Source organism: Ruegeria sp. CF5 (assembly GCF_056537325.1).
Map to the genome: position 1 here is coordinate 52,846 of NZ_JBQFRI010000010.1, position 19,853 is coordinate 72,698.

At 60.0% G+C, this 19,853-nt stretch carries 22 protein-coding genes; 12 read left to right on the forward strand and 10 right to left on the reverse strand.

Features of this window, described 5'->3' with window-relative positions:
* The first annotated feature begins 43 nt into the window (after positions 1-43).
* Genes trxA through ACR0NW_RS19865 form a run of 3 tightly spaced genes read left to right on the forward strand, consistent with a single transcriptional unit; the run spans position 44 to position 1,812 of the window.
* Positions 44-961, forward strand: coding sequence for a thioredoxin (gene trxA, locus ACR0NW_RS19855; RefSeq protein WP_480452329.1), 918 nt, complete (start codon positions 44-46; stop codon positions 959-961).
* Between the two features lie 27 nt (positions 962-988).
* Positions 989-1,630 (forward strand): LON peptidase substrate-binding domain-containing protein, encoded by a 642-nt coding sequence (locus ACR0NW_RS19860; RefSeq protein ID WP_170656006.1) that lies wholly within the window; start codon positions 989-991, stop codon positions 1,628-1,630.
* The gene (locus tag ACR0NW_RS19865; protein ID WP_170656004.1) at positions 1,627-1,812 is read left to right on the forward strand and encodes a Trm112 family protein; all 186 of its coding nucleotides are present in this window, start codon (positions 1,627-1,629) and stop codon (positions 1,810-1,812) included. Before ACR0NW_RS19860 ends, ACR0NW_RS19865 begins: the two co-directional genes overlap by 4 nt.
* On the opposite strand, the gene ACR0NW_RS19870 is transcribed toward ACR0NW_RS19865, so the two are convergent.
* Positions 1,809-3,035 (reverse strand): FAD-dependent monooxygenase, encoded by a 1,227-nt coding sequence (locus ACR0NW_RS19870; protein ID WP_480452457.1) that lies wholly within the window; start codon positions 3,033-3,035, stop codon positions 1,809-1,811. The genes ACR0NW_RS19865 and ACR0NW_RS19870 overlap by 4 nt on opposite strands.
* Before the next feature lie 88 nt (positions 3,036-3,123).
* On the opposite strand from ACR0NW_RS19870, the gene ACR0NW_RS19875 reads away from it, so the two are divergent.
* The 4 genes from ACR0NW_RS19875 to ACR0NW_RS19890 all read left to right on the forward strand — a co-directional run bounded on the left by ACR0NW_RS19875 (position 3,124) and on the right by ACR0NW_RS19890 (position 9,324).
* The gene (locus tag ACR0NW_RS19875) at positions 3,124-4,452 is read left to right on the forward strand and encodes an amidase (protein ID WP_480452331.1); all 1,329 of its coding nucleotides are present in this window, start codon (positions 3,124-3,126) and stop codon (positions 4,450-4,452) included.
* Between the two features lie 108 nt (positions 4,453-4,560).
* Positions 4,561-5,742 carry an aminotransferase class I/II-fold pyridoxal phosphate-dependent enzyme gene (locus tag ACR0NW_RS19880; protein ID WP_480452332.1) on the forward strand — a complete coding sequence of 394 codons (1,182 nt, stop codon included), beginning with the start codon at positions 4,561-4,563 and terminating at the stop codon, positions 5,740-5,742.
* 14 nt (positions 5,743-5,756) lie between these two features.
* Entirely contained in the window at positions 5,757-8,687 is a 2,931-nt protein-coding gene (locus ACR0NW_RS19885; RefSeq protein WP_480452334.1) for a DNA translocase FtsK, read from the forward strand.
* Positions 8,688-8,727: 40 nt separating this feature from the next.
* A complete protein-coding gene (locus ACR0NW_RS19890; protein WP_170655994.1) occupies positions 8,728-9,324 on the forward strand; it encodes an outer membrane lipoprotein carrier protein LolA in 597 nt (198 codons plus the stop codon).
* Positions 9,325-9,339: 15 nt separating this feature from the next.
* On the opposite strand, the gene ACR0NW_RS19895 is transcribed toward ACR0NW_RS19890, so the two are convergent.
* Entirely contained in the window at positions 9,340-9,921 is a 582-nt protein-coding gene (locus tag ACR0NW_RS19895) for a transglycosylase SLT domain-containing protein (protein ID WP_170655992.1), read from the reverse strand.
* A 63-nt stretch (positions 9,922-9,984) separates the two neighbouring features.
* Complete coding sequence (locus tag ACR0NW_RS19900) at positions 9,985-10,866, reverse strand: AEC family transporter (RefSeq protein ID WP_480452335.1); 882 nt, start codon at positions 10,864-10,866, stop codon at positions 9,985-9,987.
* A gap of 80 nt (positions 10,867-10,946) precedes the next feature.
* Between ACR0NW_RS19900 and hspQ the strand changes: the two genes are divergently transcribed.
* A complete protein-coding gene (gene hspQ / locus ACR0NW_RS19905; protein ID WP_170655988.1) occupies positions 10,947-11,273 on the forward strand; it encodes a heat shock protein HspQ in 327 nt (108 codons plus the stop codon).
* A gap of 35 nt (positions 11,274-11,308) precedes the next feature.
* Here the strand turns inward: hspQ and ACR0NW_RS19910 are convergent, their stop codons facing one another.
* The 3 genes from ACR0NW_RS19910 to ACR0NW_RS19920 form a co-directional block, all read right to left on the reverse strand.
* Positions 11,309-12,886 (reverse strand): gamma-glutamyltransferase family protein, encoded by a 1,578-nt coding sequence (locus ACR0NW_RS19910; protein ID WP_480452337.1) that lies wholly within the window; start codon positions 12,884-12,886, stop codon positions 11,309-11,311.
* 198 nt (positions 12,887-13,084) lie between these two features.
* Positions 13,085-13,579, reverse strand: a complete 495-nt coding sequence (locus ACR0NW_RS19915) for an ATP-binding protein (protein WP_480452339.1) — start codon at positions 13,577-13,579, stop codon at positions 13,085-13,087.
* Positions 13,569-13,907, reverse strand: a complete 339-nt coding sequence (locus tag ACR0NW_RS19920; protein WP_480452340.1) for an STAS domain-containing protein — start codon at positions 13,905-13,907, stop codon at positions 13,569-13,571. Before ACR0NW_RS19920 ends, ACR0NW_RS19915 begins: the two co-directional genes overlap by 11 nt.
* Positions 13,908-14,009: 102 nt before the next feature.
* Between ACR0NW_RS19920 and ACR0NW_RS19925 the strand changes: the two genes are divergently transcribed.
* The gene (locus tag ACR0NW_RS19925) at positions 14,010-15,182 is read left to right on the forward strand and encodes a thiolase family protein (protein WP_480452341.1); all 1,173 of its coding nucleotides are present in this window, start codon (positions 14,010-14,012) and stop codon (positions 15,180-15,182) included.
* A 97-nt stretch (positions 15,183-15,279) separates the two neighbouring features.
* Complete coding sequence (locus ACR0NW_RS19930; protein WP_170655979.1) at positions 15,280-15,735, forward strand: GAF domain-containing protein; 456 nt, start codon at positions 15,280-15,282, stop codon at positions 15,733-15,735.
* Between the two features lie 39 nt (positions 15,736-15,774).
* Here the strand turns inward: ACR0NW_RS19930 and ACR0NW_RS19935 are convergent, their stop codons facing one another.
* The 3 genes from ACR0NW_RS19935 to ACR0NW_RS19945 form a co-directional block, all read right to left on the reverse strand.
* A complete protein-coding gene (locus tag ACR0NW_RS19935) occupies positions 15,775-16,191 on the reverse strand; it encodes a VOC family protein (protein ID WP_170655977.1) in 417 nt (138 codons plus the stop codon).
* A gap of 227 nt (positions 16,192-16,418) precedes the next feature.
* Positions 16,419-16,853: a glyoxalase superfamily protein gene (locus ACR0NW_RS19940; RefSeq protein ID WP_480452343.1), complete on the reverse strand. Its 435-nt coding sequence runs from the start codon at positions 16,851-16,853 to the stop codon at positions 16,419-16,421.
* Between the two features lie 184 nt (positions 16,854-17,037).
* A complete protein-coding gene (locus tag ACR0NW_RS19945; protein WP_480452344.1) occupies positions 17,038-17,685 on the reverse strand; it encodes an RluA family pseudouridine synthase in 648 nt (215 codons plus the stop codon).
* 96 nt (positions 17,686-17,781) lie between these two features.
* On the opposite strand from ACR0NW_RS19945, the gene ACR0NW_RS19950 reads away from it, so the two are divergent.
* Positions 17,782-18,192, forward strand: coding sequence for a nuclear transport factor 2 family protein (locus ACR0NW_RS19950; RefSeq protein ID WP_480452345.1), 411 nt, complete (start codon positions 17,782-17,784; stop codon positions 18,190-18,192).
* Between the two features lie 2 nt (positions 18,193-18,194).
* Positions 18,195-18,908, forward strand: coding sequence for an SGNH/GDSL hydrolase family protein (locus tag ACR0NW_RS19955; RefSeq protein ID WP_480452347.1), 714 nt, complete (start codon positions 18,195-18,197; stop codon positions 18,906-18,908).
* Here the strand turns inward: ACR0NW_RS19955 and rarD are convergent.
* Positions 18,899-19,804 carry an EamA family transporter RarD gene (rarD, locus tag ACR0NW_RS19960; RefSeq protein WP_480452348.1) on the reverse strand — a complete coding sequence of 302 codons (906 nt, stop codon included), beginning with the start codon at positions 19,802-19,804 and terminating at the stop codon, positions 18,899-18,901. The genes ACR0NW_RS19955 and rarD overlap by 10 nt on opposite strands.
* Positions 19,805-19,853: the final 49 nt, after the last annotated feature.

The window sequence follows — 19,853 nt, forward strand, 5'->3', positions numbered from 1 at the left end:
CAGTTGCATATAGGGCGCTAGTTCGAACCGGAGAATATATGCCATGGACCTTCTGAACGGTGCAGCCAGCCCCGACGCCGCCGACCTGATCAAGGACTCATCCGAGGCCACCTTCATGGCCGATGTGGTCGAGGCATCGCAGGATATTCCGGTGATCGTGGATTTCTGGGCACCGTGGTGCGGCCCGTGCAAGACGCTGGGCCCATTGCTGGAAGAGGCCGTGATTGCTGCCAAAGGCGCGGTGAAGATGGTCAAGATCAATGTGGACGAGGCACAGATGATCGCCTCGCAAATGCGGGTACAGTCGATTCCGACCGTCTATGCATTTTACAAGGGTCAGCCGGTTGACGGTTTTCAGGGCGCGCTTCCCGGTTCAGAAATCAAGGCGTTCGTGGATCGCGTGATCGAGGCCGCAGGCGGTGAAAGCCCGGGCGGTCAGCTGGACGATGCCGTTCAGGCCGCCGAGGAAATGCTGTCCGAGGGCGCTGCGGTCGATGCGGCCCAGACCTTTGCGGCCATTCTGGGCGAAGACCCGAACCATGCGGCCGCTTATGGCGGTCTGGTACGGGCTCATATCGCGCTGGGTGATCTGGATCAGGCCGAAGCGATTCTGAACGGTGCACCGACGGAAATTTCGACGTCAGCCGAAGTTGAGGCGGCTCATGCGCAGTTGGAACTGGCCAAACAGGCCGCTGATGCTGGTCCGGTGGCCGAGCTTTCGGCGACGGTTGAGGCCGACCCTGACAACCATCAGGCCCGGTTCGATCTGGCGCAGGCGCTGCACGCCAACGGTAATATCGAGGATGCGGTGGCACAGCTGCTGGAACTGTTCCGTCGCGACCGCGAATGGAACGATGGTGCGGCCAAGACACAGCTGTTCACGATCTTTGACGCGCTCAAGCCCAATGACCCGATTGTTCTGAACGGTCGGCGCAAGCTCAGCTCGATGATATTTGCCTAATTCCGGATCGGGGCTACACTCGGGTATATGATGCATCCCGCTGATTTGCCGGACACGGTGTCCGTGTTTCCTTTGCCGGGGGCGCTTTTGCTGCCCCGTTCACGCCTGCCGCTGCATATATTCGAACCGCGATATCTGCAGATGCTGGATGACGCCCTGAAAACACAGGAGCGTCTGATCGGTATGGTTCAGCCCAATCCCTGTCAAAGCAGTGATGACAAGCTGCATCAGATCGGTTGTGCCGGACGTGTCACGCAGTTTTCTGAAACCGAAGACGGTCGATATCTGATCACGCTGACCGGTATTTCACGGTTCCGCATCCGCTCGGAACTGGACAGTTTCACGCCATATCGGCGCTGTTCAGTGTCCTGGGACGGGTTTGATCGGGATCTGGGTAAGGCAGAGGCGGATGATAGCCTGGACCGGATGCGCTTTTTGCACCTGCTCGAGCGGTTTTTCTCGTCCCGTCAGCTTTCGACGGACTGGGACACGCTGAAAGATGCGGATGACGAATTGCTGGTCAACTCTCTGTCCATGCTGCTGGAGTTCGACCCCGAAGACAAACAGGCACTGCTTGAGGCACCCTGCCTGAGAACCCGGCGCGAGACGCTGGTCACCCTGATCGAGTTCTCCCTGCGCGGCGGCTCAAACGAGGAAACCCTGCAATGACCGAACCCAATCCCGCCTTCGACCGCCATATGCTTGAGGCGCTGATTTGCCCGCAGACCCATTCGACCCTCCATTATGACGCCGAAAAGCAGGAGCTGGTCTCGAAAGCCGCCGGTCTGGCCTTTCCGATCCGCAACGGTATTCCGGTCATGCTGGTAGATGAGGCGCGGGAACTGGACTAGATTTCGCGGCCTTGCAGCAGTTTGGGCAGATCGCCGGTCAGGCCCGCCGCCTCGCGCACAAAGCCGCGCCGCAGTCCGGGAAGGGATCCCACGATACCCATGCCGATATCCCGGCCAAGTCGCAATATCGGGTTGTCGTTGGAAAACAGCCGGTTGAACACATCTGTCGCCATCGCCAGCGAGGCGGTGTCGAACCGACGCCATTCCTGATACCGCTCAAGCACGAGGGTTGATCCGATATCCTCGCCACGTCGGCCCGCCAGTGTCAGCACTTCGGCCAGCGCGCCCACATCCCGTAGACCCGCGTTCAGGCCTTGCCCCGCAATTGGGTGCATACCATGCGCGGCGTCTCCGACCAGAGCCAGCCTGTCAGCTACAAAGGAATTGGCGATGGTCAGGTTCAGCGGATAGGTGAACCGGTCGCCTTCAAGATTGATTTCGCCCAGAAAATCGCCAAAACGCGGCCGCAGAACCTGCATGTAATCTGCCTCGGGCATTGCGTTGATACGCTGCGCCATCTCGGTGCGTTCACTCCAGACGATGGAGCTGCGATTGCCGGTCAGCGGCAGGATTGCCAGCGGTCCGGGCGGCATAAAGAACTGATGCGCGATGCCATGATGGGGCAATTCATGCGCAATGGCACAAACCAGAGCAGTCTGCCCATACTCCCAGCCGGACCGCTTGATCCCGGCACGCGTCGCCGTGCCGCTTCGGCGGCCATCGCAACCCACCAGAACCTGCCCACGCAGTTCGGTTCCGTCATCCAGCGTCACGGCCACACCTGAAACATCGACCTCTTGCGCGACTACGGTTCTGCCGCTGAGCTGCGTGATACCGGGTTCACTGGCCATCGCCTCCAGAAACGCGCGGCGCAGGTGGCGGTCCTCGACCATGTAGCCCATCGGGCCTTCTTCGATTTCGGCATGATCGAAATGCATGAAAAACGGAGACGGGCCAGCCCCTGCATGGCCATCCGTCACCTTGATCTCGAGCATCGGTTGCGCGTTCCTGGCCACCGCATCCCAGACGCCTATGGCCTTCAGCAACCTCTGCGAGGCCAACGCCAGCGCATAGGCGCGCCCGTCAAAGGCCGCATCCTTGCGCACCTGTTCGGCCAGTGCATCGATCACCGTGACGGAATGCCCCGTCCGGGCCAGTGCCAGCGCCAGGGCAGGGCCGTTCAGGCCGCCGCCTACAATCAGAATATCCGATGCCTTTTCCATGGGGTGCAATATGCGCGCCCTTTCGGGATTGTCCATGTGCGGTCCTGTCGCTACCGTCTCCGAAACTGCAAATTCGGGGGAGGGTGTGATGCAGGACTGGTTGACGATGACAGCATGCGATCTGGGCCGCGGCATCGGTATGGGCCAGATCGATCCGGTCGAACTGACTGAAACCTATCTTGCGGCAATTGACGCGCATCCGCATCGTGACCGCATCTATGCCCGCGTCACCCATGACCGCGCTCGCGCCGAAGCCCGTGCCGCACAAAAGCGGGCCGAGCTGGGCCTACGCCGTTCTCTGCTGGACGGCGTTCCGATCAGCTGGAAAGACCTGTTCGATACCGCCGGAATCGCAACCGAATCCGGTTCGGCCCTGCTGAAAGACCGCGTGCCCGAAGCGGATGCCGTGGTGGTCCGTAACGCGACGGAAATGGGCACCGTCTGTCTGGGCAAAACCCACATGAGCGAACTGGCCTTTTCCGGGCTGGGCCTGAACCCCATCACTAACACTCCGCCTTGTATCAATGACGAAGCAGCGGTACCCGGCGGCTCATCCTCGGGTGCAGCGGCATCGGTGGCCTGGGGGCTGGCGGCCTGTGGCATCGGGTCCGACACCGGCGGGTCGGTGCGCATTCCGTCGGCCTGGAACGATCTGGTCGGCCTGAAAACCACCGCCGGACGTATAAGTCTTGAAGGGGTCGTACCCCTCTGCCTGCGGTTCGACACGGTTGGTCCACTGGCCCGGTCGGTCGAGGACGCAGCCCAGATGCTGGCACTGCTGGAGGGCGGCGCCCCCGCTGATCTGCGTGGTGCAACGCTGAAAGGTCGCCGGTTCGCCGATTTGCAGAATGTGGCCAAAGACGACCTGCGCGACGCACCCGGTAAGGCCTATGACGAAGCCTTGCAGCGCTTGCGGGAAGCCGGCGCCGAGATCGTGCCGCTCGAGGTGCCCGAACTGAACGAAGCCATGGGGCTTTCAGGCACGCTTTACACGACCGAAGCCTACGGATTGTGGGGCGATGTGATCGAGGCAAACCCCGACGCGATGTATCCCGAGATACTCGAACGGTTCCGCGCAGGCAAAGACGTTTCCGGCCCTGACTATGTGGCCGCTTGGTCCAAGCTTAAGGCTTGCCGTGGCGCGTGGGATGCCGCTACTGCGGGGTTTGATGCGGTACTGGCCCCAACCGCACCGATCATGCCACCGAATCTGGACCGGCTGATGACAGATCACGACTACTATGTGACCGAGAATCTGCTGGCGCTGCGCAATACGCGTATCGGCAACCTGATGGGGCTGGCGGCGCTGACTCTGCCGACTTCAACACCGGGCTGCGGGCTGATGATGCTGGGTTATCCGGGGTCTGAAGAGGCCTTGTTGCGTGTCGGGGCGGCTGCAGAAAAAGCACTGGCCTGAATGCCACAATCCCCTGATTCGGAACCTCTTTGTCTGGACGAAAGTCGGCACTGGCTGTAATCTGCTAAAAAACGGGGCGAAAATGACCCCGGTATTGAGGCAGTAGTTATGACTTTCCCCGAGCGGTTTTCGAACCTACCGGCTTATGCATTTCCGCGTCTGCGCGCCCTGCTGGATCACCATCAGCCGGGCGGCGAGGTCGTGCATATGACGATTGGGACACCCATGCACGATTTTCCGGGCTGGGTGACGGATGTCATCATGGAAAATGCCGCTGATTTTCAGGGATATCCGCCGAACGAAGGTTCAGCCGATCTACGTGGCGCAATCACTGACTGGATCAAGCGCAGGTACGGTGTCGCACTGGACCCCGAAACCAACGTCATGGCGCTGAACGGTACGCGTGAGGGCTTGTATAACGCCGCAATGGCGCTGTGCCCTGAACAGAAAAACGGACAGCAGCCGATTATCCTGTGCCCGAACCCGTTTTATCAGGTCTACATGGTCGCTTCGATCTCGGTCGGGGCGCAGCCGTATTTCGTGTCGGCCACTGCCGCAACGGGGCACCTGCCCGATTATGCCAGCTTGCCCGAGGATGTGCTGAACCGCACAGCAGTGGCCTATATCTGCTCGCCCGCGAACCCGCAGGGCGCGGTTGCGTCGCGTGAATACTGGGCCGACCTGATCCGGCTGGCAGAAAAGTACAATTTCCGCATCTTCGCGGATGAGTGCTATTCCGAGATTTACCGCGACGAGGCCCCCACAGGTGTTCTGACCGTCGCGCAGGAATTGGGTGCGGATCCCGAACGGATCACCCTGTTCAACTCGCTTTCGAAACGGTCGAACCTTGCCGGTCTGCGCTCGGGCCTGATTGCAGGTGGCCCCGAGACGATCAGGCGGGTCAAACAGCTGCGGGCCTATTCAGGCGCTCCGCTGCCTGCGCCGTTGCAAGCTGCCGCGGCCCGGGTCTGGGCGGACGAAGAACATGTCGCCGAAAACCGCGCGCTTTATCAGGAAAAATACACCATCGCAGATGAGGTGTTTGCAGGCGTTCAGGGCTATATGCCGCCCGAGGCCGGGTTTTTCCTGTGGCTGCCGGTGGATAACGGCGAGGAAACCGCGTTGAAGCTGTGGCAGGAAACCGGTGTCCGTGTTCTGCCGGGCGCATATCTTTCTCAGGGCGATCCGGGGCAAAACCCGGGCGAACAATTTATCAGGGTCGCCATGGTGGCCCCAAAAACAGAGATGAAGCGCGGGCTGATCACGCTCCGCGACTGCATCTATTCGTGAGGTACGAGGGCAAAATGGCATCATTGAACGCGCGCAACCGCGATCCTTTGCTTGACAGCAGCACACAGGCGGCCATCGAACGGCGCAGCAAGGAACTGATCGGTATCGGTCTGATCCTGCTTGGTCTTGCCGCTGCGGCGATGATCTGGTCCTACACGCCAGACGATCCGAACTGGATGGTTTCGACCGATGCACCGGTACAGAACTGGATGGGCCGGATCGGCGCTTCGATCGCGGCGCCGCTGTTCATGATCGTGGGCTGGGGCAGCTGGGGCATCGCGCTGGTCCTCATTGGCTGGGGCGTACGTTTTGCCGGGCATTTTGGTGAAGAACGCGCCATCGCCCGCCTGATTTTTGCGCCGATCTGGATCGCCGTTGTCTCGGTCTATGCGGCAACGCTTGTTCCCGGTGACGCGTGGCGGGCGACTCACAGTTTTGGTCTGGGCGGTCTGTTTGGCGACACGGTGATGGGTGCGCTGCTGACGTTATTGCCAATTTCCTCGCATTTCATGGTTAAACTGATGTCTCTGGCCATGGCTCTGGGCATGCTGGCGCTGGGTGTGTTTGTGCTGGGGTTCACCAAAACCGACGTGCAGCGTGGTTTCCGTGCCTTCCTGCTGGGACTGGTGATGTCCTATGACATGCTGATGAACCTGCTGGGGCGCGGGGCATCTGCCACCGCGCAGGCCGCACGTGACCGTCGTGCACAATGGGCCGAACGCAGGGCGATGCGACCAGAGGCCGCCGAGGCCGTATTCGATGACGAACTGGCTTATGCCGATGAACCCGTTTTCGAAGAACCGATGATCGAGACGCCGGAACCCGCACCCAAAACCGGCCTGCTGGCCCGCATGCCCGCCCTGATCCGCCGCCCGGAACCGATGCCCGAGCCGGAACTGGTCGATCCAGAACCCGTGCATGGCTATGACGAAATGCCGGGCGAGGATCGCATCCGCTCAAAGATTTCCGCGGCTGTGCGCAATCGCAAAGTGGCCGCGGGCGAGATGGCGCCCGAACCCGATCCCAACCGTCCGCTGACGAAGGGGCGGGGCAGGGGGCCGGACCCGCTGATTCTGAACGCCGCGCTTGCGGATGACCTGCCGCCTGAACCGCCGCTGACATCGGCCGGATTGCCGCCTGAACCTGTACTGACCGCTGATCCGATGCAAGACCGGTACGAGTCCGCGACGCCTGACTATGACGAACAGCCGGAATACGCCCAGCCTTATCAGCCGGAAGCCGACTACGACGAAGAAGAGGTGTTCGAAGACGCACCGCAGCCCGCGCCGCAAGCCAAACCGACGATGAAAATCCCCGTGGCCGAGCCGCGCAAACCTGTCGTGGCTCAGCCCATTCGCCGGAATGTTCTGCCGTCGCGCCGCGCGCAGGCAGAGGCGCAGCCGGCGCTGTCTTTCGAAGAACAGCATTCCGATTTCGAACTGCCTCCTCTGGGCCTGTTGTCCAATCCGGCAGGCATCCAACGCCACCACCTCAGCGATGAGGCGCTGGAAGAAAACGCGCGGATGTTGGAAAACGTGCTGGATGACTATGGCGTCAAGGGCGAGATTGTCAGTGTGCGCCCCGGTCCGGTTGTCACCATGTATGAACTGGAACCGGCTCCGGGTCTGAAAGCCAGCCGCGTGATCGGTCTGGCCGATGATATCGCCCGGTCGATGTCCGCTTTGTCGGCACGGGTCTCCACTCTGCCGGGCCGCTCGGTCATCGGTATCGAACTGCCGAACGAAAACCGCGAAATGGTCGTGCTGCGCGAGATTCTGGCCAGCCGTGACTTTGGCGACGGCAATCAGTCGCTGCCGTTGGCGCTGGGCAAGGATATCGGCGGCGACTCGGTCGTGGCAAACCTGGCCAAGATGCCTCACCTTCTGATCGCCGGTACCACCGGTTCGGGTAAGTCGGTGGCGATCAACACCATGATCCTGTCCCTGCTTTACAAGCTGACACCGGACGAATGCCGCCTGATCATGATCGACCCCAAGATGCTGGAGCTTTCCGTTTACGACGGCATCCCGCATCTGCTCTCGCCTGTTGTGACCGATCCGAAAAAGGCGGTCGTCGCGCTGAAATGGGTCGTGGGCGAGATGGAGGACCGCTATCGCAAGATGTCCAAGATGGGCGTCCGCAACATCGCCGGTTACAACGGCCGGGTGAAAGACGCGCTGTCCAAGGGTGAGATGTTCAGCCGCACGGTTCAGACCGGCTTTGACGATGAAACTGGAGAACCGGTGTTCGAGACGGATGAGTTCGAGCCCAAGGCCATGCCCTATATCGTCGTTATCGTCGACGAGATGGCGGACCTCATGATGGTCGCGGGCAAAGAGATCGAGGCCTGCATCCAGCGTCTGGCGCAGATGGCGCGTGCTTCGGGCATTCACCTGATCATGGCCACGCAGCGCCCGTCGGTTGACGTGATCACCGGCACGATCAAGGCGAACTTCCCCACACGGATTTCGTTCCAGGTCACGTCCAAGGTCGACAGCCGCACCATTCTGGGCGAGATGGGAGCCGAGCAACTGCTGGGGCAGGGTGACATGCTCTATATGGCGGGTGGCGCCAAAATCACCCGTTGTCACGGCCCGTTTGTCTCGGATGAAGAGGTGGAAGAGGTCGTCAACCATCTGAAACAATACGGCCCGCCAGATTATGTGGGTGGGGTGGTCGATGGGCCAGCCGAAGAAAAGGCTGACAATATCGACGCCGTTCTGGGCCTGAATACGGGCGGCAACACCAATGGCGAAGACGCGCTTTATGATCAGGCGGTGGCCATCGTGATCAAGGACCGCAAGTGTTCAACCTCGTACATCCAGCGCAAGCTTGCCATCGGCTATAACAAGGCCGCGCGTCTGGTCGAACAGATGGAAGACGAAGGCGTAGTTTCGCCGGCCAACCACGTCGGCAAGCGCGAAATTCTGGTGCCCGAACAGTAAGGCATTTTCAAACGGGGGCAGAGTGCCTATCTGGTTTCTCATGAAACAGATTGCCTTTGCCCTTGTCCTTTCTCTGGCAGCGCCCGCCGCATGGGCGGCCGACAAGCTGCCGCTTTCGGAAATTTCCGCGTACCTGAACAGCCTGTCGACGGTTCAGACCTCGTTCACGCAGGTCAATGACGACGGATCGCTCAGCACGGGAAAACTGTGGCTGCAACGTCCCGGACGGATGCGGTTCGAATACGACCCTCCGCAACAGGCCGTGGTGGTGGCCAAGGGTGGAACGGTGATCATCCACGATCCCAAATCCAACCAGCCGCCTGAGCAATACCCGCTCAGCCGGACGCCCCTATCTATCGTTCTGGCGCGTTCGGTGGATCTGGGTCAGGCCAATATGGTGGTCGGGCACGACTTTGACGGCACCGCAACGGTTGTGACCGCGCAGGATCCTAAAAACCCGGAATATGGCAAGATTGAACTGATGTTCACCGGCGATCCGGTGGAACTGCGCAAATGGGTGGTACATGACAGCGCTGGGTCCCAGACCACAGTGCTGCTGGGGCCGCTGACCAAGGGCAACAGCCTGAACCAGAACCTCTTTGTGGATGGCGAACCGGGTGTCTCGGACAATCGCTGAGACACCCTGACAGTCTTAATACCTGCAGCTTGCCAGCTGCGCCTGATACAGTTGGGCGCGGCTGTCTACATCGTTTGCCACCCGCAACAGCCATGACTTGCTGTTATAGCTGCCACGCGCAAAGCCGGTATGGCCCTCATGATAGGCCAGATACTGGTTGCGTGTGTCGCTGGGATGGATGCCGTTTCGCTTATGGCTTTTGTTCATGTACCAGCCGACAAAATCCGACGCATCCCGGATACGGTCCCGCTTGGCGCGGCGTTTGCCGGTTTCACGCTGATACTGCTCCCACGTGCCATCCAGCGCCTGACTGAACCCATAGGCGCTGCTTTGACGGCCCATCGGGATGACACCCAGCACATATTTGTGCGGTGTGCGTGCATTGTGGCGATACCGGCTTTCCTGATAGATCGTGGCCATCTGAACATGAACCGGAACGCCCCATTTGCGCTCGGTGCTTCTGAACGCTTTCATGTAATCGGGCCGCTCGCGGGCGATGCTGCAGGCATCATTTAGGTTGCTGGGCGGAGTCTTTGACCCGCCGCCACAGGATGCCACAAGCAACACCCCAAGGAGTGCATAGATAAATCTGCTCATTTGTCTCGTGCCTGTTTTTTTTGGCAGTTTAGCGCAATTTACGCAGATAGAAAATCATAATCCTTACAAAACCATAGCAAGAATAGCGGGGAGTGTCGCAATAGCCATAATCGTCGACACCATGACCATGCCCGCCACCGCATCCGAATCCGCGCCGAACCGTTCGGCCAGAAGATAGGACGTGACCGCGACAGGGGTGCACATCTGCAGGACCAGTACGCCGAACGCTATGGTTCCCAAAGAGAACAGATCCGCCACGGCCCAGCCCAGCACAAAGCAGATGCCGACCTTGATCAGCGACAGCCACACGGCCTGGCCCAGTTTGCGGGTCGTCAGGCGCGCGACGGCCACGCCAAGTGTGATCAGCATCATCGGAACCGCCATCTGGCCCAGCAATTCCAGTGTATTGGTCAGAAACAGCGGCGTTTCCCAATCCCGCCACAGAAACAGTGCCCCCAGCAATGTGGCCCAGACCATGGGCTCGCGTATTACTTTCCCAAACGAACCACGCCCGGCCACCAGATAGATGCCGTAGGTAAAGGACCACAGCGCCGTGACGGACAGAAAGATCACCGCATAACCCAACCCGGCCTGTCCAAACGCGAAAATGCACAGCGGCAGGCCCAGATTCCCGGTATTTCCGAACACAAGCGGGGACAGATAGGTGCGCTGTTCAAGCCCGGTCAGCCGCACGAACAGCCAGAACACCACGGTTAGCGCCAGATTTGCGCCAATTGTTGCCAGTGTGAACCTGGACAGGTCACCGCCCGGGATATCCGTTTGCATCAGCGCCACAAAGATGAGACTGGGCACTGCAAGGGTCATGGCAAAACGCGTGACGAACTGAATCCGATACTCGAAACCAAGCTTCACCCAGGCAAATCCAATCCCGGCCAGCAGGAACACAGGCGCCACGATTTCGAACACTGTCAGGATAAGGTTCACAGTCTGTTTCCCTGGATTTCTGATCAAATATTGGACATGGGGGGCTGGTTGCAGGTATTAATGGTGTGGGGGCACACACAATGTTGAAGACGCAAGCAAAGTACCATCTGGGTCAGGTGGTTCGTCACAGGAAACACCCTTTCCGAGGGGTGGTCTTTGACGTGGATCCGCAATTCTCCAATACCGAAGAATGGTATCAGGCCATTCCCGAGGACAGCCGCCCGGTCAAGGAGCAGCCGTTCTATCACCTGCTGGCCGAAAACGACCAGTCCTATTACGTGGCTTACGTTTCCGAACAAAATCTTGTGGAGGACAGGACGGGTGAACCGGTGGATCACCCTGATATTCCAGACATGTTCGGCCCATTTCGGGACGGCGCATACCCGTTGCATTTTAACCTGAACTGAATTTGGATCTGCGGACATCCTTAGCGATCCCGCCTTTAATACCCCAACGCACAGCCGTCCTTTCTGGGATCGCTGCCGCCTTCCAACACGCCATCCCCTTTGATCCGGATCGCCTGCGCTCCACCCAAGGGTGTTTCCGGTTGCTCAACAGTGTGTCCCAAATCGGATAATTGGCTCAGAACTTGCTTGGAATAGCCTTTTTCGACTTTTAAAATTCCTGCATCGGCAAACGCGCGGGGCGCATCGATGGCTGATTGCAAATCCATCCCGGCATCCAGCAGATTCGACACAAATCGCGCATGCCCGGTCGGCTGAAAGGCGCCGCCCATCACACCAAACGGCATGGTGACCCTGCCGCCTTCGCGCAGCATCCCGGGAATGATCGTGTGCATCGGTCTTTTCCCGCCCGCCAGTTCGTTCGGATGACCCGGCTCCAGCGTAAAGCCCGCCCCGCGGTTCTGAAGCAATATCCCGAACTTTTCCGAGGCGATGCCTGACCCGAAACTGTGGAAGATCGAATAGATCAGAGATACGGCCATCCGGTCCCGATCCACCACAGTGATATAGACGGTGTCTTTGTGCACCGCTTCGGTTAGCGGCGCTGCGGCAGGCATTGCACGGCTAGGATCAATCCAAGCGGCCAGTTCCGCGGCGGTTTCCGGTGCCAGAAACCGCTCGATTCGCGAGGTGTGGTCGGGATCGGCAATGAACCTGTTGCGCGCATCGTAGGCCAGTTTTGATGCCTCGGCCTCGATATGCACGCGCTCGGCCCCCAGCGGATCCATGGCGGCCAGATCGAAGTGTTTCAGGATGTTCAGCAGCAAAATGGCCGTGGCACCCTGACCGTTGGGTGGATGTTCGACCAGTTCGACGGTTTTGTAATCGCCGCTCAAAGGTTCGGTTTCAGTGCACGTGTTGGAGGCAAAATCCTCTGCGCTGTGAACACCGCCAAGCGCGTTCAGCGCGGCCACCATGTCGTCGGCAATTTCGCCGCTGTAAAACGCATCCCGACCATGCCTGGCAATCCGGCGCAGAACCTCTGCCTGTTTCGGAGCGCGAAAGATTTGCCCGATTTCAGGGGCCTGTCCGCCCATCAAATAGAAATCTCGTGCCGCCCCCTTCAGGGTTGCAGCGCCGGTCGCCCAGTCAAACGCCACGCGCGGCGCGACGGGAACCCCCGTTTCGGCATAGTGAATGGCGGGCTGCAGCACGGCATCCAGCCCCAGACGCCCTTCGCGGTCGGACAAATGACAGAATGCATCAATGGCGCAGGGCACCGTAACCGCATCCGGGCTGCCCAGTGGTATGCTCTGCACCCCCTGATCACGCAGAACGTCCGCCCGGGCCGCAGCCGGAGCGCGCCCGGATCCGTTCAGCGCGCGAACCGTGTTTTCTCCGGCGCGGTTGTAAAGGACAAAGCAATCCCCACCGATACCGGTCATCTGAGGTTCGCATATGCCAAGCAACACGGCCCCGGCAATGGCTGCATCCATCGCATTCCCGCCCGATTTGAGAATGTCCAGCGCTGCTTGCGCCGCCAGTGGATGTGACGTCGCACACATGCCCTCAGTTGCCAGAACCTGTGACCGGCCCGGCCTGTGCAAATCTCGCATTTGGGTGATCTCCCCTTTGACAATCCGACACTAGAACGCTTGTTCCGGTTGTCCAGTCATCTGTTGGGGTAAGGTCCTCGACGCCGATCACTGGGTGGGGGCTGTGACGCTCGGCGCCGAGGGAAGCTAACTGAGCTACCCTGCTTTTATTGCCCCGGTTTGCGGCGGGACAATGGTTCGATCTGGGCGTTATTGTGGCTATTTGCTGTACTTTCGGGGTTTTGGCAGATCAAACCGCAAAGATAGATGATTACACCCGTTGCGGCGTTCATACCGAATCTCACTGGTCAATTGCCGGATCAAAAACCAGCCAAAGCCCCCTTCCGGCAGTTCCTGAATAACCGACCCGATCTGTGCGGGCGTCCCGCTCGGTGGGTGACAATCGGGCATCGGGTTGCCGGTATCCGACACGAGGATGTCCAACCGATCCCGATGCAAGCGGCAGTTCACCTGAACGTTGGCGGGTGCCGTGCCCGCATATGCGTGCTCAACCACGTTGTTGATGGCCTCGGCAAGCGCGATCCTTACATCCCCGGCTTTCTCGGCGGGTAGCCCTTGTGCCGCAAGGCCTTTACTCAGGCTCGCGATTCCTGCGCTGGCCTGATCCCTGGTTGCGGGAAAGGACAAATCCAGACGGTCCTGATCATCGGTCCAATCCATGTCGATCACGTCCCGTTCAACGTCACTCGGCACGCGCGGACAGCGCATCACCAAGGGACGGAAACAGCCGGAACACCGTGTCCATCCGGGTCAGGCGAAACACCTTTTCCACCACCGGATGTAGCCCGGCCAGGTCCAGTGTGCGATCCGCGCCGAGTTGTTTCATCGACGCCACGATCGCGCCCAATCCGCTGGAGTCGATGAATTCAACATCTGACAGATCCAGCACCACCCGTTCCATCCTGCCTTCGGTTTCGGCGCGCATGTCTTCCTTGAACTGAATCGCCATTGCCGCGTCGATCCGGTCGGCTCGAACCGTGATAACCTGTATTGCGCCGGTTGTGCTGCTGGTCAGGCTCATTTCCGGTGCCCTCCGATGATTATGGGTTTTCTTGGTAGAAATACGCTAGACGGCAATTCTTACCATTCGGTATTCAACATCTCAGAAAGAGGAGGAGTTGAGATGAAAGAGGTCGTGATCGCCGGTGCGTCCCGCACGCCGATGGGTGGATTTCAGGGCATGTTCGACGGGGTCGCTGCTGCGGATCTTGGAGGAGCTGCCATCCGGGCCGCCCTCGAAGGCGCGGGTGCGCAAACGGTTGATGAGGTTCTGATGGGCTGCGTTCTGCCCGCGGGTCAGGGGCAGGCCCCCGCGCGCCAGGCAGGATTCGCGGCCGGCCTTGGCGAAGAGGTGCCCGCCACAACCCTCAACAAAATGTGCGGATCGGGCATGAAGGCGGCGATGATGGCCTTTGACCAGATCGCTCTGGGCCATGCCGACACCATGGTCGCCGGCGGGATGGAGAGCATGACCAATGCCCCCTATCTGCTGCCCAAAATGCGCGGTGGCGCCCGTATCGGGCACGGTCAGGTGGTGGATCACATGTTCCTCGACGGTCTCGAAGACGCCTATGACAAAGGCCGCCTGATGGGCACCTTCGCCGAAGACTGCGCTCAGGCCTATCAGTTCACCCGCGAAGCACAGGACGAATACGCCCTGCAATCGTTGTCAAACGCACTGGCAGCGCAGAAGAACGGCGCGTTTGAAGGTGAAATCACGCCCATCACCGTTAAAACCCGAAAAGGCGAGATATCGCAGGACGCCGATGAACAACCCGGATCGGCCCGCCCCGAAAAGATTCCGACCCTGAAACCCGCCTTCCGTAAGGACGGAACCGTGACAGCGGCCAACGCATCTTCGATCTCCGATGGCGCCGCAGCACTTGTATTGGCCTCTGCCGAAGCGGCTGAGGCCCAAGGGCTCACCATCCGCGCCCGGATCGTTGGCCACGCCAGCCACGCGCAGGCACCGGGCCTTTTCACCACCGCCCCTGTGCCGGCCGCGCAAAACCTTTTGAACCGTATCGGTTGGAGCAAGGACGACGTGGACCTCTGGGAAGTCAATGAAGCCTTTGCTGTGGTTCCGATGGCATTCATGCATGAAATGGACCTGCCGCGCGACAAGGTGAACGTCAACGGCGGCGCCTGCGCGCTGGGGCACCCCATCGGTGCATCCGGCGCGCGTATCATGGTTACACTTCTGAACGCGCTGGAAAAGCGCGATCTTAAACGAGGTGTCGCCGCCATCTGCATCGGCGGGGGCGAAGGTACCGCCATCGCAATCGAACGCCTCTGAACTTCCTCTTGCCTGAAATATTCTCGGGGGTGAATTGACCCCCGGGTCAAGAGGGGGCAGACAGCCCCCTCACCTTCGCACGAAAAAGAACACCGACATGACCGCCGACTACGACACACTCGCCAAAACCATCGCCGCCTTGACTGAAGGTGAAACAGACGAGGTCGCCTTGATGGCGACCATCACCTGCGAAGTGCATCATTCCGATGACCGTTTCGACTGGACCGGTTTCTACCGGGTGACCGAACCCGGCCTGCTGAAAATCGGACCCTATCAGGGTGGCCACGGCTGTCTTGTCATTCCATTCGACCGTGGCGTATGCGGCGCTGCCGCCCGGACGGGTGCCGTGCAGCTGGTCCCTGACGTGGACGCCTTTCCCGGCCATATCGCCTGTGCCTCTTCCACGCGGTCGGAACTGGTGCTGCCGGTCCGGAATGCCGCGGGCGAGATCATTGCTGTCTTCGACATCGACAGCAACCAGCCGGACGCGTTTTCGGAATATGACGCAAGCAGCCTGGGCGAGATCCTGTCGAGCGCCTTTGGGCGCTGTTAATTCGCCGAAATCGTAAATGTACGGTCTGTAAAGCCCGCGCTACCCGTCTCGTCCGGGTTCATCCGGGTTGCAGGAAAACAGTGCAATCTTGTTGCCTTGAGGATCGCGGAGGTAGCCAACATAGAATTGGGGGCCGTACAAGTCACGGAACCCCGGCTGGCCCTCATCAAAGCCGCCAGCGGCAAGTGCAGCGGCGTGAAGATCACGAACCTGCTTTTGACTGCGCGCCTCAAATGCGACCATACCACCATTCCCAACCGAGGCCGGACGTCCATCGAACGGAGGTTTCACATAAAAATCCGGTAGAACCGGAGATTGGCCCGGTTCGACGGGCAGCGCGTAACTCAGGCCCTCAGGCCCTTCCTCAAGTTCGTAATCAAGGGCAGGCAGGAACGCAGAATAAAACCGCTTTGCTTGCGCGATGTCATCGGCACCAACGGTGACGTAGGCAATCATGCTGCGTGTTACCTTTCCGTAAGTTTGATTATGGCAACGAAGGTATTGGGTTACGCTAGACCAACACACCCTTCGCCTCAATGACCGCGATACGAAACGACGCATCACCGGTTTTCCGGAACACACGCCAATAGGGCTAAAAGCAAATCGGCATATACTAAGAAACCCTAACGCTATGGCGACTGCCCGGAGTGCTCAGGGCAGTCGCTAGACCAATTGTCTGGCGATCAAATCGGCCGAACAACCAGATGCGGCTGACCGTCCGATGTATGCCGGGCCGAGCGTCCGTCCCACCCGATCTGACCGTTCACCCGCTGACGGAAAGACGAAAAGCTGTCGAATGTGACCACATCGACCGCCTCGTCGAGGTGCAGCGTGATCCGGCGATAAGAACCATCGCCCATGACCGACAATCCTCGGATTTCCGCCGTAAAGGGCTGACCAAGGTATTGGCCTTCGACCCGGTCGCCAACACGCAGGATCATGCGATTTCCTGCCATGGCGTGCAGGGTGTTCCAGTCGCGCGCACCGTGCTGATGGGCGATCAGTTCCAGCGCCTTGCCGTGGGACACCTCCACCCCACTGGCGCGCAGTTTTTCCCGCAGGCGTCTGGCCTGCGATTTCAGCTCCTCCACCGGAGCTATGTTTTCAGATACAGTCATACTTGCCTCGTTTCCTGAAACGGGCGCGATGGAATGGACGGGGCTCGCATTGCCATCCGCGCGCCGGAAAAGGGGCAACAGATGAAAATTGACAGGGTTTCACCAAAGCCCGAAGGCCGCGAGCGGCAGGAGACCCAAACCTGAGGCATCCTTCGCACCACACCTGAAATTTGTCAACGGACGCTCAGAAATCCGTGGCAGCGCGGAACTTCATCGACACACCGCCCTCGGGGTGTTTCAGCCGCAATTCTTCCGAGTGCAGCATCAGGCGGGGAAATTCGCGCGCTGCACCGCTGGCATAGAACGGATCGCCAAGGATCGGATGGCCAAGTGCCTGCATATGCACCCGCAATTGGTGCGAGCGCCCGGTTTTGGGAAACAGGCGAACGCGTGTCGTCTCTCCCTCGCATTTTACCACGCGCCAGTCGGTGACGGCGGGCTTGCCTGTATCGTGGCAGACCATCTGCAGCGGGCGGTTGGGCCAGTCGACGATCAGCGGCAGATCGACGGTGCCGGTTTTCGGCTCCAGCAGCCCCCAGACACGGGCGACGTAGGTTTTTCTGGTCTGGCGCTTTTCGAATTGCATCCCCAGCGCCCGCTGCGCATGAGGCGTCTGGGCAAAGACCATCACGCCCGACGTGTCACGATCCAGCCGATGCACCAGCAGCGCCTGCGGAAATGCAGCCTGCACGCGGGTCAGCAGGCAATCGGCCAGATGTTCCCCCCGGCCCGGCACGGACAACAGGCCCGAAGGTTTGTTCACCACGATCAGCTGCGCATCCTCGTGCAGCACATCCAGCGGCGTTTTCGGGGGATCGTAAGTCTCGCTCATGCGCGCCTGCCTATCGCAGCGCGCCACCTCCCGCAACGTCGTCCTTGCCCGTGGGCGGGGCTTGGGCAAATCTTGTGGTAGCGGAGAGGAGAGGACATGCACCCCACAATCGAGAAAATGCAGGAAGTGGTCGCCAAGGGCGACGAAAGCCTGATCCATGAGATTCTGGCCGAGGATGTGCGGTTTCTGCCGCCGACCTACTACAAGACATGGACCGGACGGGCACCGGTGGCTGCCGTGCTGGGACATGTCGGACAGGTGTTTTCCGATTTTCGCTACCGTCGGGTGATGGGCGCTGGCAAGGACTGGGCGCTTGAGTTTCAGTGCAGGGTCGGGGATCTGGATGCGGTGGGCGTCGATCTGATCACGCTGAACGATGACGGGCTGATTCAGGAATTCGAAGTGGTCATGCGACCTTACAAGACTATTGGAGCGTTGCGCGAAGCAATGAATGCGCGGGTGATGACCGATCCCCGTTTCCTTGAATATCGCGACGCGCTGTCCTGACAATGCCCGGTCCGGTTGCCGCCGATCAGATTTTGCGGGTGCCGCTGCTGCCGGTTTTGGCGGTTCAGGGGCTTTCCGTTCGGCGCAAGGCACAGTTACTGCCCGAACCGGCAGGTCCGCGTAAAGGGCGCGAGGGGCGCGGACCCCGTTTGCGGTTGCTGATCGCCGGGGACAGTTCGGCCGCCGGGGTCGGGGCGGGAACGCAACAACAGGCATTGGCCGGGCAGTTGGTCCGTCAACTGGGCAGGCACCACACGGTTGAATGGCGGCTCGAGGCAACGACAGGGCACACCACCGCGGACACGATTGATAGGCTGCGCGACATCGGCGGCGAGTTCGATGTTGCAGTGACTGCTCTGGGCGTGAACGACGTGACGCGTGCCGTGACAAAAGCGCAGTTCATTCAGCGACAGACCGAGTTGCTGAATTTGCTGACTGGCACATTGGGGGTGCGCCGTATCGTGGTCTCGGGCGTGCCGCAGATGCACCGGTTTCCGGCTTTGCCGCAACCTCTGGCCTGGGTGTTGGGCCGGCAGGCGGGCCGGTTGGATCAGGGATTGCAGCAGGTCGCAAATCAGTTTCCGCAGGCCCGGCACCTGTCATTGCACTTGCCCGAAGACCCGGCCCTAGCCGCCCCGGACGGATATCACCCCAGCCCCAGAGCCTATGCCTTGTGGGCCGAGCAACTGGCGTTAGCCATTCGCAGTCAGGACTGAGCCCGCATCTGGCGCACCATCGGAATTGAATAGACGATCAGCGCCGCCCAGATCATCGGAAAGGCGATCATGCGGCCCCGGTCTATGTGCTCTCCGAACAGGGTGATGGCGGTAATGAAGATCATCGTCGGTGCGATGTATTGCAAGATACCCATTGTCGAGAGGCGAACCAGTTTGGCACCGTTCGCATAAACCAGCAGGGGAACCGCCGTGACAATCCCAGCACCAGCCAGCAGCAGAGTGTCTGTCGTCGTCACTCCGAAATTTCCGGCCCCCTGCGCGCCCATCCAAGTGACATAGGCCAGGGCGGGGATCAGCAGGATCAAAACCTCCAGCAGGAAGCCCTGATTTGGCCCGATGGGAAGGGACCGTTTGAAAAACGCGTAGAACCCCCATGTGATCATCATACCCAAGGCCGCCCAGGGGAGTTTTCCGGCCTCAAACACCAGAACCACAACGCCCACCGCCGCCAGAGCCACCGCCGCAATTTGCGTGCGGCTCAGCGGCTCGCGTAGCAGAAGTGCACCAAGAGCAATGCTGAAAAGCGGGTTGATGTAATAGCCAAGCGCCGCATCCAGCGCCTTGCCATTGGCAATCGCCCAGACATAAATCGCCCAGTTCACCGAAATCAGCGCTGCCGTCAGGCAGGCCATTCCAAGCATCCTCGGGTTACGCAGCGCAGATTGGAGATCACGTGTGCGTCCAAGCACAATCAGCAAAAACCCGGCGACCGGGACGGACCAGATGATCCTGTGAGCAACAATTTCGACGGGCGGGATATGCGCCATAGCCTTCATGTAAAGCGGCAGAAACCCCCACAGAACATAGGCAGTGATCGCCAACGCCAGCCCCTTTGGCGAATCCGCGTTTTCGTCTGGGTTTCTGGTTGCGGACATTTACCGTCTCCGTTTGACACCAATGGTATCTACGGCAAACGGGGGGCCG

Bases quoted from the DNA above. Each gene is read 5' to 3' on its own strand.
- ACR0NW_RS19860 (WP_170656006.1), top strand. From the start codon at position 989: ATGATGCATCCCGCTGATTTGCCGGACACGGTGTCCGTGTTTCCTTTG.
- ACR0NW_RS19920 (WP_480452340.1), bottom strand. From the start codon at position 13,907: ATGAGCCTGACCAGCAGCACAACCGGCGCAATACAGGTTATCACGGTT.
- ACR0NW_RS19910 (WP_480452337.1), bottom strand. From the start codon at position 12,886: ATGCGAGATTTGCACAGGCCGGGCCGGTCACAGGTTCTGGCAACTGAG.
- ACR0NW_RS19895 (WP_170655992.1), bottom strand. From the start codon at position 9,921: ATGAGCAGATTTATCTATGCACTCCTTGGGGTGTTGCTTGTGGCATCC.
- trxA (WP_480452329.1), top strand. From the start codon at position 44: ATGGACCTTCTGAACGGTGCAGCCAGCCCCGACGCCGCCGACCTGATC.
- ACR0NW_RS19940 (WP_480452343.1), bottom strand. From the start codon at position 16,853: ATGACTGTATCTGAAAACATAGCTCCGGTGGAGGAGCTGAAATCGCAG.
- ACR0NW_RS19950 (WP_480452345.1), top strand. From the start codon at position 17,782: ATGCACCCCACAATCGAGAAAATGCAGGAAGTGGTCGCCAAGGGCGAC.
- ACR0NW_RS19930 (WP_170655979.1), top strand. From the start codon at position 15,280: ATGACCGCCGACTACGACACACTCGCCAAAACCATCGCCGCCTTGACT.
- hspQ (WP_170655988.1), top strand. From the start codon at position 10,947: ATGTTGAAGACGCAAGCAAAGTACCATCTGGGTCAGGTGGTTCGTCAC.
- ACR0NW_RS19935 (WP_170655977.1), bottom strand. From the start codon at position 16,191: ATGATTGCCTACGTCACCGTTGGTGCCGATGACATCGCGCAAGCAAAG.
- ACR0NW_RS19880 (WP_480452332.1), top strand. From the start codon at position 4,561: ATGACTTTCCCCGAGCGGTTTTCGAACCTACCGGCTTATGCATTTCCG.
- ACR0NW_RS19890 (WP_170655994.1), top strand. From the start codon at position 8,728: ATGAAACAGATTGCCTTTGCCCTTGTCCTTTCTCTGGCAGCGCCCGCC.
- ACR0NW_RS19955 (WP_480452347.1), top strand. From the start codon at position 18,195: ATGCCCGGTCCGGTTGCCGCCGATCAGATTTTGCGGGTGCCGCTGCTG.
- ACR0NW_RS19925 (WP_480452341.1), top strand. From the start codon at position 14,010: ATGAAAGAGGTCGTGATCGCCGGTGCGTCCCGCACGCCGATGGGTGGA.
- ACR0NW_RS19875 (WP_480452331.1), top strand. From the start codon at position 3,124: ATGCAGGACTGGTTGACGATGACAGCATGCGATCTGGGCCGCGGCATC.
- ACR0NW_RS19870 (WP_480452457.1), bottom strand. From the start codon at position 3,035: ATGGAAAAGGCATCGGATATTCTGATTGTAGGCGGCGGCCTGAACGGC.
- rarD (WP_480452348.1), bottom strand. From the start codon at position 19,804: ATGTCCGCAACCAGAAACCCAGACGAAAACGCGGATTCGCCAAAGGGG.
- ACR0NW_RS19945 (WP_480452344.1), bottom strand. From the start codon at position 17,685: ATGAGCGAGACTTACGATCCCCCGAAAACGCCGCTGGATGTGCTGCAC.
- ACR0NW_RS19885 (WP_480452334.1), top strand. From the start codon at position 5,757: ATGGCATCATTGAACGCGCGCAACCGCGATCCTTTGCTTGACAGCAGC.
- ACR0NW_RS19865 (WP_170656004.1), top strand. From the start codon at position 1,627: ATGACCGAACCCAATCCCGCCTTCGACCGCCATATGCTTGAGGCGCTG.